This window comes from Aminobacter carboxidus (genome assembly GCF_014863355.1).
Classification (GTDB): Bacteria; Pseudomonadota; Alphaproteobacteria; order Rhizobiales; family Rhizobiaceae; genus Aminobacter; species Aminobacter carboxidus.
The window spans coordinates 291,125-304,666 of record NZ_JACZEP010000004.1 but is presented as its reverse complement, the minus strand read 5'-3'; the positions used below and the strand labels follow the sequence as shown (position 1 = coordinate 304,666).

The 13,542-nt window shown below is 62.8% G+C and carries 11 protein-coding genes; 10 read left to right on the top strand and 1 reads right to left on the bottom strand.

The window, feature by feature from the left end:
- Window positions 1–4: 4 nt before the first annotated feature.
- A complete protein-coding gene (locus IHE39_RS15750; RefSeq protein WP_192567103.1) occupies window positions 5–1,519 on the top strand; it encodes a tripartite tricarboxylate transporter permease in 1,515 nt (504 codons plus the stop codon).
- A gap of 198 nt (window positions 1,520–1,717) precedes the next feature.
- Here the strand turns inward: IHE39_RS15750 and IHE39_RS15745 are convergent, their stop codons facing one another.
- Window positions 1,718–1,882, bottom strand: coding sequence for a hypothetical protein (locus IHE39_RS15745; RefSeq protein WP_184773221.1), 165 nt, complete (start codon window positions 1,880–1,882; stop codon window positions 1,718–1,720).
- Between the two features lie 273 nt (window positions 1,883–2,155).
- On the opposite strand from IHE39_RS15745, the gene rimP reads away from it, so the two are divergent.
- From rimP to pnp, 9 genes are all read left to right on the top strand, one after another.
- Window positions 2,156–2,788 carry a ribosome maturation factor RimP gene (gene rimP, locus IHE39_RS15740; protein ID WP_184773222.1) on the top strand — a complete coding sequence of 211 codons (633 nt, stop codon included), beginning with the start codon at window positions 2,156–2,158 and terminating at the stop codon, window positions 2,786–2,788.
- Window positions 2,789–2,839: 51 nt separating this feature from the next.
- Window positions 2,840–4,432 carry a transcription termination factor NusA gene (gene nusA, locus IHE39_RS15735; RefSeq protein ID WP_184773223.1) on the top strand — a complete coding sequence of 531 codons (1,593 nt, stop codon included), beginning with the start codon at window positions 2,840–2,842 and terminating at the stop codon, window positions 4,430–4,432.
- A 32-nt stretch (window positions 4,433–4,464) separates the two neighbouring features.
- Complete coding sequence (locus tag IHE39_RS15730; protein WP_192567204.1) at window positions 4,465–5,115, top strand: RNA-binding protein; 651 nt, start codon at window positions 4,465–4,467, stop codon at window positions 5,113–5,115.
- Window positions 5,112–7,808, top strand: a complete 2,697-nt coding sequence (gene infB / locus IHE39_RS15725; RefSeq protein ID WP_184773225.1) for a translation initiation factor IF-2 — start codon at window positions 5,112–5,114, stop codon at window positions 7,806–7,808. Before IHE39_RS15730 ends, infB begins: the two co-directional genes overlap by 4 nt.
- Before the next feature lie 220 nt (window positions 7,809–8,028).
- A complete protein-coding gene (gene rbfA, locus IHE39_RS15720; protein ID WP_184773227.1) occupies window positions 8,029–8,436 on the top strand; it encodes a 30S ribosome-binding factor RbfA in 408 nt (135 codons plus the stop codon).
- A gap of 1 nt (window position 8,437) precedes the next feature.
- Window positions 8,438–9,385 carry a tRNA pseudouridine(55) synthase TruB gene (gene truB / locus IHE39_RS15715; RefSeq protein WP_184773229.1) on the top strand — a complete coding sequence of 316 codons (948 nt, stop codon included), beginning with the start codon at window positions 8,438–8,440 and terminating at the stop codon, window positions 9,383–9,385.
- A gap of 26 nt (window positions 9,386–9,411) precedes the next feature.
- Entirely contained in the window at window positions 9,412–10,539 is a 1,128-nt protein-coding gene (gene corA / locus IHE39_RS15710) for a magnesium/cobalt transporter CorA (RefSeq protein WP_246485502.1), read from the top strand.
- A 163-nt stretch (window positions 10,540–10,702) separates the two neighbouring features.
- On the top strand, window positions 10,703–10,972 hold the full coding sequence (gene rpsO, locus IHE39_RS15705) for a 30S ribosomal protein S15 (protein ID WP_184773233.1): 270 nt from the start codon (window positions 10,703–10,705) through the stop codon (window positions 10,970–10,972).
- Between the two features lie 366 nt (window positions 10,973–11,338).
- Window positions 11,339–13,486 carry a polyribonucleotide nucleotidyltransferase gene (gene pnp, locus IHE39_RS15700; protein WP_192567102.1) on the top strand — a complete coding sequence of 716 codons (2,148 nt, stop codon included), beginning with the start codon at window positions 11,339–11,341 and terminating at the stop codon, window positions 13,484–13,486.
- Window positions 13,487–13,542 lie beyond the last annotated feature (56 nt).

The window sequence follows — 13,542 nt, the reverse complement described above, 5'->3', positions numbered from 1 at the left end:
CTAAATGGATACCTTTGGTCTGCTCGCGCAGGGACTGCTCACGGCACTTGAGCCGATGAACATGCTCTATGCGCTGATCGGCGTGACGCTCGGCACGGCTGTCGGCGTGCTTCCCGGCATCGGCCCGGCACTGACCGTCGCCCTGCTTTTGCCCGTCACCTACAAGCTTGATCCCGCAGGTTCGCTGATCATGTTTGCCGGCATCTATTACGGCGGCATGTATGGCGGCTCGACGACGTCGATCCTGCTCAATACGCCGGGTGAAAGTGCCTCTATCGTCACCGCACTCGAAGGCAACAAGATGGCGCGCGCCGGGCGCGGCGGCCCGGCACTGGCGACTGCCGCCATCGGCTCTTTCGTTGCCGGACTACTTGCCACCATCGGCCTTGCCTTCATCGCGCCGACAGTCGTCAAGATGGCGCTGTCTTTCGGCCCGGCCGAATATTTCGCGCTGATGATCCTGGCCTTCATGACCGTCTCCGCCGCCTTCGGCGACTCGACGCTGCGCGGACTGACCGCGCTGTTCATCGGTCTTGGACTCGGGCTGATCGGCATCGACCTGCAGACCGGCCAGGCGCGCCTGGCCTTCGGCATCCCCGACCTGCTCGACGGCATCGAGGTGACGACACTTGCGGTTGCGCTCTTCGCCGTCGGCGAAGCGCTTAGCGTTGCCGCCAGCAAGGGCGGCGATTCGACCATCCAGGCGATCAAGGGTTCGGTGTGGATGACGCGCGAGGACTGGAGCCGGTCGTGGAAACCGTGGCTGCGCGGCACCGCAATCGGTTTCCCGATCGGCGCGATGCCGGCAGGCGGCGCTGAAATCGGCACCTTCCTGTCCTATTCTGTGGAAAAGAACCTGGCCAAGAAGCCTGAAGAGTTTGGCCATGGCGCCATCGAAGGCGTTGCTGGTCCGGAAGCGGCCAACAATGCCTCGGCTGCCGGTACGCTGGTGCCGTTGCTGACGCTCGGCCTGCCGACGACGGCGACTGCCGCGATCATGCTCGCCGGCTTCCAGCAGTTCGGCTTGCAGCCGGGCCCATTGCTGTTTGCCACCAACCCGCAGCTCGTCTGGGGCTTGATCGCCTCGCTGCTGGTCGCAAACCTGATGCTCTTGGTGCTCAATCTGCCGCTGATCGGCGTCTGGGTCCGGCTGCTGACGATCCCGCTGCCCTGGCTCTACTCGGGCATTCTTCTGTTTGCGACGCTCGGCACCATTGGCGCCAACCCCTCGACGTTCGAGCTCGGCATGCTTTTGGCATTCGGCCTGCTCGGCTATGGCCTGCGCCGCTTCGGCTATCCGATTGCGCCCGTGGTCGTGGGCTTGATCCTTGGACCGATGGCGGAGCAGCAACTGCGCCGCGCGCTGGCGATCAGCCAGGGCGACCCGACGATCCTGGTGCATTCGCCGATTGCGATCGTGCTTCTGCTGCTGGCTGCGACGGCCGTGCTGCTGCCGCTCTACCTGCGCGCCCGTGGCCGCGGCAAGGTGCTGGCCCAGCTCGGCGCCAACGAAGACTGAGACCGTTCGGTCGAAAAAAAGCCGAGGTCCGGAATACCGGCCTCGGCTTTTTGCTTGCCTCGACAGCGAGGCGGAAGACCCAGGGACAGAGCGACGGTCAAGATAACCGGCCGCTCCGGAGCACTGCCCGGCTGGTCACATCTCGGCAATCGCCAATGACGCGTCCAGCGGTGCGCTCTCTACCCTGAATGCCTGTATTCAGTATTTGCGAATGCGGTCGTAGTGGAGCGGGTCGATGCCGAGCATCACCAGGTCCTGGTTTGTTGGGCGATGACCGCGTTCGACGGCTGCTGCGGCAGCGACGGCGCTACCAAAGGTGCGGACCAGTTCGCCAATGCGGCCAAGGGGCTTGCGGGTGTTCATCTCTTTATCCTGTTTTGCATCGCATCATCATTTCTTGTGCAACGCAGCAAATATAGGTGACGCAAAGGGAAGCGGTAGGGGTGTCTGCGCATGTTTGCCATGCAGCTGGCGCAATGGTCGGCTAAACAGGTGGCAGTGGACGCTGCCGGCCACAGGACTTGAAAGGCGCGCCGCCTTCGGCTATATCAGCCTCAAATTCTTGGTCGGTATGACGAAGAGTGGGTCCACCCGGTCCCGCTCTTTTTTGTTACCTGCCGACCGTCTGGAGATTCTATGACCGAAAACGCAGTCGAACAGACAGGCGATGACCGCATCATCCGCGAGACCGGCATCGACGCCCGCATCGCTCTGATCGTTCAGCCCGTCCTTCGCGCGATCGGCTTCCGCCTCGTTCGCATCCGCCTGTCGGGGCAGAGCGGGCTGACGCTGCAGATCATGACCGAGCGCGAAGACGGCACCATGACCGTCCAGGATTGCGAAGAAGTGAGCCGCGCGGTTTCGCCTGCTCTCGATGTCGATGATCCGATCGAAAAGGCGTATCATCTCGAAGTTTCGTCGCCGGGCATCGACCGGCCGCTGGTCCGCAAGTCGGATTTCGGCAACTGGATCGGTCACATCGTCAAGATGGAGACCTCGGTCATGGTTGCCGACCGCAAGCGCTTCCGCGGCAAGATCGCCGAGGTCGACGAAGAAGGTGTCCTGATCCAGCGTGACCAGGCTGCCTATGGCGAGGAGCCGACCGTGCGTGTGCCTTTCGAGGCAATTTCCGAGGCACGGCTGATCCTCACCGACGATCTCATTCGCGATGCCCTGAGCAAGGACAATCAGGCGCGCAAGGAAGCACGGAAGCGTCGCGGCGAACCCGAAGATGCGCCGGAAGACGAAGAAACCGAAACGGAAGATTGATAGAGCCCAACGGCTGGACCTGATCCGGCCGGACGCTCCGGGAGAAAGACAATGGTTGTAAGCGCCAACAGGCTCGAACTGCTGCAGATCGCCGATGCGGTCGCCCGCGAGAAGTCGATCGACAAGTCGATCGTCATCGCCGCCATGGCCGACGCGATCCAGAAGGCAGCGCGCTCGCGCTATGGTCAAGAGACCAACATCCGCGCCGACATCAACCCGAACACGGGCGAGATGAAGCTGCAGCGCTTGATGGAAGTCGTCGAGAAGGTCGATGACTACGCCATCCAGATCGCGCTGAGCTCGGCACGCGAACGCAATCCCGATGCGCAGCTCGGCGACTTCATCGCCGAACAGCTGCCGCCGATGGATTTCGGCCGCATCGCCGCCCAGTCGGCGAAGCAGGTCATCGTCCAGAAGGTGCGTGAAGCCGAGCGCGACCGCCAGTACGACGAATACAAGGATCGCATCGGCGAGATCGTCAACGGCACGGTCAAGCGCGTCGAATACGGCAACGTCATCGTCGATCTCGGCCGTGGCGAAGCGATCATCCGCCGCGACGAGCTGATCCCCCGCGAAAACTACAAATACGGCGACCGCGTCCGCGCTTACGTCTACGACGTGCGCCGCGAGCAGCGCGGTCCGCAGATCTTCCTGTCGCGTACCCATCCACAGTTCATGGCGAAGCTGTTCACCATGGAAGTGCCTGAAATCTATGACGGCATCATCGAGATCAAGTCGGTTGCCCGCGATCCCGGTTCGCGCGCCAAGATCGCCGTCATCTCGCGTGACAGCTCGATCGACCCGGTCGGCGCCTGCGTTGGTATGCGTGGCTCGCGCGTCCAGGCCGTCGTCGGCGAGTTGCAGGGCGAAAAGATCGACATCATTCCATGGTCGCCTTCGGCTGCCTCGTTCATCGTCAACGCGTTGCAGCCGGCTGAAGTCGCCAAGGTCGTTCTCGACGAAGACGCAGAGCGCATCGAAGTCGTGGTTCCTGACGATCAGCTATCGCTGGCCATCGGCCGTCGCGGCCAGAACGTGCGTCTGGCTTCGCAGCTGACCGGCTGGGACATCGACATCCTCACCGAGCAGGAAGAGTCGGAGCGCCGCCAGAAGGAATTCGTCGAGCGTTCGACCCTGTTCATGGAATCGCTCGATGTCGACGAGATGGTCGGCCAGGTGCTGGCATCGGAAGGCTTCAGCTCGGTTGAGGAAGTCGCCTACGTCGATGCCGACGAAATCGCATCGATCGACGGCTTCGACGAGGACACCGCCTCCGAGATCCAGACCCGCGCCCGCGAATATCTCGGCAAGATCGAAGCCGAGCACGACGAGAAGCGTCAGGCGCTCGGCGTCCAGGACGAGCTGCGCGAGATCCCCGGCATCACCACTGCAATGCTGGTGGCGCTCGGCAATGATGGTGTGAAGACGGTCGAGGACTTCGCCGGCTATGCCGCCGACGATCTCGTCGGCTGGAAGGAACGCAAGGACGGAGAGACCAAGTTCTTCCCAGGCGTGCTTGCCGACTACGGCGTGTCGCGCACCGATGCAGAACAGATGGTCGTTGCTGCCCGACGCATGGTTGGTTGGATTTCCGAGGACGAGATTGCGTCCGAGGAAGAGCCAGCCGACGTCGCCGGTGAGTGACGTGAGGCCGGCCGGAGAACCCCTTGGACGAGATGAACGATCGCACCTGCATCGTCACGCGCAAGAGCGCCGAACCGGATAATCTTATCCGTTTCGTCGTCGGCCCGGATTCGACCGTTTTTCCGGACCTCAAGAGAAATCTGCCCGGCCGCGGTTGCTGGGTGACGGCCGACCGCCTACATATCGACAAGGCCGAGGCCAAGGGCATGTTTGCCCGCGCCTTCAAGGCGCAGGTCGTCGTGCCGCCCGATTTGGGCGCCATGGTGGACAACCTGCTCGTCAGGTCAGCACTTGGCGCGCTCGGGCTTGCCCGAAAGGCCGGTCTGGTGGCACTAGGTGCAGCCAAGGTCGACTCGACGGTCCGCGCCGGCAAGGCGCTTTTAGTACTCCATGCTTACGAGGGCGCCGAGGACGGCGTCCGCAAGATTACCCAGGCCCGCAAGGCCACAGTGCATATCGGCGGGCCTGCAACGCCTGCCTATAAACTTTTTTCGGAAGCCGAATTGGGTTTGGCATTGGGGGCAACAAATGTGATACATGCTGCCGTCCTCGCGGGAGAAGCGGGCAAGGCGGTCGCGAAGCGCATGGTTGCGCTTGACCGATATCGGGGCGGATCCCCGGATGATCTGGCAATGATTGCGGCGATTGCCTACGACGATGATGCCGCAGAGGATATGGAATGAGCGACACTAAATCGGGCGATGACAACACGTTGAGCGTCACTCCGAAGAAGACCTTGACGCTGAAGCGCCCGGGATCGGAGCAGGGAACGGTACGCCAGAACTTCTCGCACGGCCGCACAAAGCAGGTCGTCGTGGAGACGAAGAAGCGCAAGTTCTCCATGCCCGGCGACAAGCACGAGCCGACGCCGACGGCAGCGACGGTGTTTGCGCCCAAGCCTCAGCCAGCAGCAGCGCCCGCTCCGGTAGCGGCGCCGGTTGCGCCTGTGGCGGCGGCGCCGGTTGTTTCGACGCCAGTCGCGGCGGCTCCTGCTCCCCGGCCGACACCTGCGCCAGCTCCCGCTCCTGCGCCCGTTGCGAAAGAAGCATCGCGGCCTGCGCCGCGCCAGCCCGAGCGCTCGGGCATGGTGCTGAACTCATTGTCGCGCAGCGAGATGGATGCGCGTCGTCGCGCGCTCGAAGGCTCGGTCGTGCGTGAACAGGAAGATCGTGCCCGCGCTGCCGAAGACGCGCGCCGCCGCGCCGAAGAAGACGAGCGCCGCCGCAAGGAGCGCGAGGATTCGGCTCGCCGCCAGGCCGAGGAAGAAGCCCGTCTCAAGACCGAGGCCGAATCCCGCCGCCGCGCCGAGGACGAAGCGCGCCGCCGTGCGCCTGCCGCAGCACTCGAGGCCAATGTGCCCGACGAAGTGGAAGCCAAGCCGAAGGGTCGCGTTGGCCCCGGTTCGGCAGCAGCTTCGCCGATCCGCCGCATTGCTACCCCCGAGGTTGCCCGTCCGGCCAAGACCAAGACGGAAGAAGACCGTCGTCGCGGCAAGCTAACGCTCAATACGGCACTGACTTCGGGGGATGGCGACGCCCGTTCGCGTTCGCTGTCGGCGATGCGTCGTCGTCAGGAGAAGTTCAAGCGTGCGATGCACAACGAGCCGCGCGAGAAGATCGTGCGTGAGGTCATCCTTCCTGAGACGATCACCATCCAGGAACTGGCTCAGCGCATGTCCGAACGTGCCGTCGATGTCGTGAAGTTCTTCATGAAGCAAGGCCAGATGCTGAAGCCGGGCGACGTCATCGACGCCGATACGGCTGAGTTGATCGCTTCCGAATTTGGCCACACGGTTCGCCGCGTCGCCGAGTCCGACATCGAAGAAGGCCTGTTCGACATCGCCGATCACAGCGAGACGCTGGTTACGCGTCCGCCTGTCGTCACCATCATGGGCCACGTCGACCACGGCAAGACCTCGCTGCTCGACGCGATCCGTCAGGCCAACGTCGTTTCGGGCGAAGCCGGTGGTATCACCCAGCACATCGGTGCCTATCAGGTCGAGAAGAACGGTCAGAAGATCACCTTCATCGACACTCCCGGCCACGCCGCCTTCACGGCGATGCGTGCCCGTGGTGCCCAGGCGACCGACATCGCGATCCTGGTGGTTGCGGCCGACGATTCCGTCATGCCGCAGACCATCGAGTCGATCAGCCATGCCAAGGCTGCCGGCGTGCCGATCATTGTTGCCATCAACAAGATCGACAAGCCGTCGGCTGATGCGCAGAAGGTGCGTACCGAACTGCTGCGCCACGAAGTCTTCGTGGAATCGATGGGCGGTGAAGTGCTCGACGTCGAGGTTTCGGCGAAGAACGGCACCAATCTCGACAAGCTGCTCGAAGCGATCCTGCTGCAGGCCGAAGTTCTCGACCTCAAGGCCAACCCCGACCGTACGGCCGAGGGTGTGGTCATCGAAGCCAAGCTCGACAAGGGCCGCGGCCCGGTTGCGACCGTGCTGGTCCAGACCGGTACGCTGCTGCCAGGCGACATTCTCGTCGCCGGCGACCAGTGGGGCCGCGTCCGCGCTCTGGTCGACGATCGTGGCAACCGTCTCGAAGAGGCTCCGCCGGCGATGCCGGTTGAGATTCTCGGCCTCCAGGGCACGCCTCAGGCTGGCGACCGCTTCGCGGTGGTCAACAACGAAGCCCGTGCCCGCGAGATCACCGAGTACCGCCAGCGTCTGGCCCGTGACAAGGCTGTCGCCAAGCACGCCACCCAGCGCGGCTCGCTCGAGCAGATGATGTCGCAGCTGCAGTCGTCCGGCCTCAAGGAATTCCCGCTCATCATCAAAGGTGACGTGCAGGGTTCGGTCGAAGCGATCATCGCAGCACTCGACAAGCTCGGTACCGACGAGGTGCGCGCCCGCATCGTCCATTCCGGCGCCGGCGCCATCACCGAAAGCGACGTCACGCTCGCCGAGACGTCGGGTGCGGCAATCATCGGCTTCAACGTCCGCGCCAATGCGCAGGCGCGCCACGCCGCTGAGCAGCAGGGCATCGAGATCCGCTACTACAACATCATCTACAACCTCGTGGATGACGTTAAGGATGCGATGTCGGGCCTGCTGTCGCCGGAACGCCGCGAAACCTTCATCGGCAACGCCGAGATCCTCGAAGTCTTCAATATCACGAAGACCGGCAAGGTCGCGGGCTGCCGTGTCACCGAAGGCAAGGTCGAACGCGGTGCGGGTGTCCGCCTGATCCGCGACAACGTCGTCATCCACGAAGGCACGCTCAAGACGCTCAAGCGCTTCAAGGACGAAGTCTCCGAAGTGCCGGTCGGCCAGGAATGCGGTATGGCCTTCCAGAACTACGAAGACATGCGCGCTGGCGATGTCATCGAGTGCTTCCGCGTGGAGATGGTGACCCGGAGGCTCTAAAAGCCTCTGGCATTTGCCTAATCGCCTAGAGCGCCGCGCGTCCATTTGGACGCGCAAAGGACGCTCTAGAACTTTGTGCCGGCACATCGTGCTTTCCGAAAATCGAAATCCGATTTTCGGGCCGATGTGCTAGACGGTGGCCGTTCGGCCGCCGTCCGTTTTCGTGCAGCAGGAAGCGCGGTCCCATTCCGCCTCCTGCGACATATGGATTTTCAGGACCATGTCGCGTATTCAGAGTTCAGGCCCATCACAGCGCCAGCTTCGCGTCGGCGAACAGGTGCGCCATGCGCTTTCCGAAATGCTCCCGCGCGGAGAAATCATCGACCCGGTGATCGAAACGGCTGTTATTTCGATCACCGAGGTGCGCATGTCGCCTGACCTCAAGATCGCCACCGCCTTCGTGTCGCCGATTGGCGCCAAGGATACTGATGCGGTCATCGACGCGCTCAACAAATACGCCAAGTTCATCCGTGGCCGCGTTTCCTTTGCCTTGCGGCAGATGAAATACATGCCGGAATTCCGTTTCCGGCTGGACACCAGTTACGACAATTTCGCCAAGATCAACGATCTGCTGCGCTCGCCCGAAGTGGCGCGCGACCTCGACGGCGAAGAAGACAAGGAAGACTGACATGTCGCGTCGCGGCAAGAAGAAAGGCCGGCCCGTCTCCGGCTGGCTGGTGCTGGACAAACCAGTGGGCATGGGCTCGACCGAGGCCGTTTCCAAGATCAAGTGGCTGTTCAATGCCGAAAAGGCTGGGCATGCCGGAACGCTCGACCCGCTCGCCTCCGGCATGCTGCCGATCGCGCTCGGCGAAGCCACCAAGACCGTGCCTTACGTCATGGATGGCGCCAAGGTCTACCGCTTCACCGTCTCATGGGGCGAAGAGCGTTCGACCGACGACCTCGAGGGTCCGGTGACCAAGACCTCGGACAAGCGCCCGTCCGAAGAAGAGATCCGCGCGGTCATGCCGAATTATACCGGCGTCATCATGCAAACGCCGCCGCAGTTCTCGGCGATCAAGATCGCCGGCGAGCGCGCCTACGACCTCGCCCGTGAAGGCGAGACTGTCGACATCCCGGCGCGCGAGGTCGAAATCGGCCGCCTCGAGATCATCGAAAACAGTGCCGATCGCACCGTTTTCGAGATCGATTGCGGCAAGGGCACCTATGTCCGGTCACTTGCCCGCGACATGGGGCGCGATCTCGGCTGCTTCGGCCATATCTCCGAGCTTCGCCGCACCGAGGTCGACCCGTTCACATCAGAAGACTTCGTCACCATCGCCGAACTCGAAGCTGCTCGCACCGCCGGCCAGCCGGACGGTGAAGAGGGCAAGTGGGACTTCACCGCGATCGACGAATTCGTCGTCGACACCTCGGCGGCACTCGACTGCCTGCCGCAGGTTGCGGTGACCGACGAGGCCGCGACCAAGATCAGGCTCGGCAACCCGGTCATCGTGCGCGGCCGCGATGCACCGGTCGAGGCTGAAGAGGCCTGCGCCACCGCGCGCGGCAAGCTCGTCGCCATCGGCGCCATCGAGCAGGGCATGTTCAAGCCCAAGCGGGTGTTCACTGCCTGACACTTGTATGCCGGTGCCGTTTCCGATTGGATCGCAGACATGATTCCGCGGGCAAGACGCAATGGCACTGGCTGAAACCACCGGCAGTCGCGGTCATCACCAGCGCGCGCCCGCCGGTCGGCGCGTCACCCGGCACGCTGATCGCCGACCCGTCCGCGCGCCAGTCGGCGCTCAACCTGACGCTGATTTCGCCCGAAACCTGCGAATTCGTCGATGATGCCAGCCTCGACGACGTCGAGGCGGCTTGCAACAATTGGCCATTGATCTGGCTCGATTGCGTCGGTCTCGCCAATGTCGGCCTGATCGAAGAGATCGGCAGGATTTTCGGCCTCCATACGCTGGCGCTGGAGGACGTGGTCAACACCGGCCAGCGCTCCAAGGCCGACTTCTTCGACGATCACGCCTTCTTCGTGCTCTCGATGATCGACGACGCCAAGACCAGCCGCTACGAGCAGATCTCGTTTTTTTTCGGCGACAAGTTCGTCGTCACCTTCCAGGAGCGTGAGGGCGACCCGTTCGAGCCGGTGCGTCAGCGCATCCGCACCTCCAACCCGAGCCGCCTGCGCCATCGCAAGGCCGACTACCTTGCTTATGCGCTGATCGACGCGGTGGTCGACAGCTACTTCCCGATCGTCGATGCGACGGGCGACAAGGTCGACGCCATCGAGGACGAGTTGCTGGCGGCCCCCAGGAAGCAGCACATCAGCCAGTTGCATGGCCTGCGCCGGGCAACCAGCCAGCTCAAGCGCACGATCATGCCGGTGCGCGATGCGCTGACCACGCTGATCCGCTCCGACGCAGCCTTCATCTCGGCTGAAACAAAGGTTTATTTCAACGACACGCTCGACCATTCGATCAGGCTGGCTGAAACGGTAGAATCCCAGCGTGAAACGATGATCGGCCTGATCGAGATGCAGCTGTCGCTGTCACAATCGCGCACCAACGAGATCATCGGCGTGCTGACGATCGTCTCGGCGATCTTCATCCCGCTGACCTTTCTCGCCGGCATCTGGGGCATGAATTTCGACCCCGCGAGTTCGCCCTGGAACATGCCCGAGTTGCTGTGGCCCTACGGCTATCCCGCCGCCCTTGGCTTCATGGCCCTGGTCGCGTTCTCGCTGGTGCTGTTTTTCCGCTGGCGCAAATGGCTCTGAACGGCGGCTCCGAGCCGGCTTGCGAATGGGACTGGCTTTTGTTGCCAATTTCCACTATATGCGCCGCAACATCGCGCTTTTAAGCGCCTTGTTTCATTGGCCCCAGCTGGACGACATCCCGGCCGTGGGCGTCCCGTTTCCTCCAGATTGAAAGGAAAACACGATGTCGATTACTGCCGAGCGCAAGTCGGAATTGATGACTGAATTTGCAACCGCCAAGGGCGACACCGGTTCGCCGGAAGTCCAGGTTGCGATCCTCTCCGAGCGCATCAAGAACCTGACCGAGCACTTCAAGGACCACAAGAAGGACAACCACTCCCGTCGTGGCCTTCTGGCTCTGGTCTCTCTGCGTCGCTCGCTGCTTGACTACCTCAAGCGCAAGGACGACGCACGCTATCAGACGCTGATCGAGAAGCTCGGTCTGCGCCGCTGATGAATTGGTCGGCGGGTTCTCCCAGCGAGAGCCCGCCGTTCGCGCATTCGGGCCATCCTTTCTGATGGTCCATTGGTCCGATCTCGCCACAGGGGCGTGGTCGCGCTGAAAAAGGTTCCGGAGCGCCGCAGCGACGCGCCCGAACCGCCCATGGACGGTCATGGGGCAGGATTGCAGGACGTTCGGTCGCCGCTTTGCGGCTTATATATCCACCGAGCTTCTTGTTGTCTTGCCCGTGGCTGGCCAAACCGAAGCCAAGGCGCGTGCGGAAGACCATCCGGTTTTCCTGAAAGGGCGCGCCGAACAAGCCAGGGAATTGGCGCGCCGGAATGCGGCGTGGGCCGTTCCCGCCACGAAGGACAGAATATGTTCAATCACCACAAAGTTGAAATCGAATGGGGCGGCCGTCCGCTCATCCTCGAGACCGGCAAGATCGCCCGTCAGGCCGATGCCGCCGTGCTCGCCACCTACGGCGAAACCGTCGTGCTCGCCACCGTCGTTTCGGCCAAGGAGCCGAAGCCGGGCTTCGACTTCTTCCCGCTGACGGTCAACTACCAGGAAAAGACCTACGCAGCCGGCAAGATCCCCGGCGGCTACTTCAAGCGTGAAGGCCGCCCGAGCGAGAAGGAGACGCTGGTCTCCCGTCTTATCGACCGCCCGATCCGCCCGCTCTTCGCAGCCGGCTACAAGAATGACACTCAGGTCGTCATCACCGTTGTCCAGCACGACCTCGAAAACGATCCGGACATCCTGTCGATCGTTGCCACCTCGGCTGCCCTGACGCTTTCGGGCGTGCCTTTCATGGGCCCGATCGGCGGCGCGCGCGTCGGCTACATCAACGGCGAATACGTGCTCAACCCGCACATCGACGAGATGCAGGAGTCCAAGCTCGACCTCGTCGTCGCCGGCACCGATGCCGCCGTGCTGATGGTCGAGTCGGAAGCCAAGGAACTGGCTGAAGACATCATGCTCGGCGCCGTCATGTTCGGTCACCGCGGCTTCCAGCCGGTCATCGACGCGATCATCAAGCTGGCCGAAGTGGCTGCCAAGGACCCGCGCGACTTCACCGCGCCGGATTATTCCGAGCTTGAAGCAGAGATGCTGAAGATCGTCGAAGGCGAGTTGCGCGACGCTTACAAGAACATCGACAAGCAGGCTCGCTATGCCGCTGTCGACGCGGTCAAGGCCAAGGTCAAGGCAGCGTTTGCCGCTGAAGGCGACGAAGCTCCGAAGTGGTCGGCCGACAAGGTCGCCACCGTGTTCAAGGAACTCCAGGCCAAGATCGTGCGCTGGAACATCCTCGACACCGGTTCGCGCATCGACGGCCGCGATCTCTCGACCGTTCGCCAGATCGTCTCCGAAGTCGGCGTCCTGCCGCGGACCCATGGTTCGTCGCTGTTCACCCGCGGCGAGACCCAGGCGCTGGTCGTTGCCACGCTCGGCACCGGCGAAGACGAGCAGTATGTCGACTCGCTGACCGGCATGTACAAGGAGAAGTTCCTCCTTCACTACAACTTCCCGCCCTACTCGGTTGGTGAAACCGGCCGCATGGGTTCGCCCGGCCGCCGCGAAATCGGCCACGGCAAGCTCGCCTGGCGCGCAGTGCGCCCGATGCTGCCGGCTGCCGACCAGTTCCCCTACACGCTGCGCGTCGTCTCCGAGATCACCGAGTCGAACGGCTCGTCCTCGATGGCTACCGTTTGCGGGACTTCGCTGGCGCTGATGGATGCTGGCGTTCCGCTGCAGAAGCCGGTCGCCGGCATCGCCATGGGCCTGATCAAGGAAGGCGAGCGTTTCGCAGTCCTGTCAGACATCCTCGGCGATGAAGATCACCTCGGCGACATGGACTTCAAGGTTGCCGGCACGACCAACGGCATCACCGCGCTGCAGATGGACATCAAGATCGACGGCATCACCGAAGAGATCATGAACATCGCTCTCGGCCAGGCCAAGGACGGTCGTCTGCACATCCTCGGCGAAATGTCGAAGGCTCTGTCGGAAGGCCGCTCGGAGCTGGGCGAATTCGCTCCGCGCATCGAGGTCATGCACATCCCGACCGACAAGATCCGTGAAGTCATCGGCTCGGGCGGCAAGGTCATCCGCGAGATCGTCGAAAAGACCGGTGCCAAGATCAACATCGAGGACGACGGCACGGTCAAGATCGCTTCGTCGAACGCCAAGGAGATCGAGGCGGCCAAGAAGTGGATCCACACCATCGTGGCTGAGCCGGAAGTCGGCGAGATCTACGAAGGCACGGTCGTCAAGACCGCCGACTTCGGCGCATTCGTCAACTTCTTCGGCCCGCGCGACGGCCTCGTCCACATCTCGCAGCTTGCCAACGACCGCGTTGCCAAGACCTCGGATGTGGTCAAGGAAGGCGACAAGGTCTGGGTCAAGCTGATGGGCTTCGACGAGCGCGGCAAGGTCCGCCTGTCGATGAAGGTCGTCGACCAGGAAACGGGCAAGGAAATTGCTCGCGACAAGAAGGCTGAAGGCGAAGAATCAGCCGCCTGATAATCAGGTCTCCTGATATGAAGCGGGCGCGCCGGAAGGTCGCGCCCGTTTTCGTT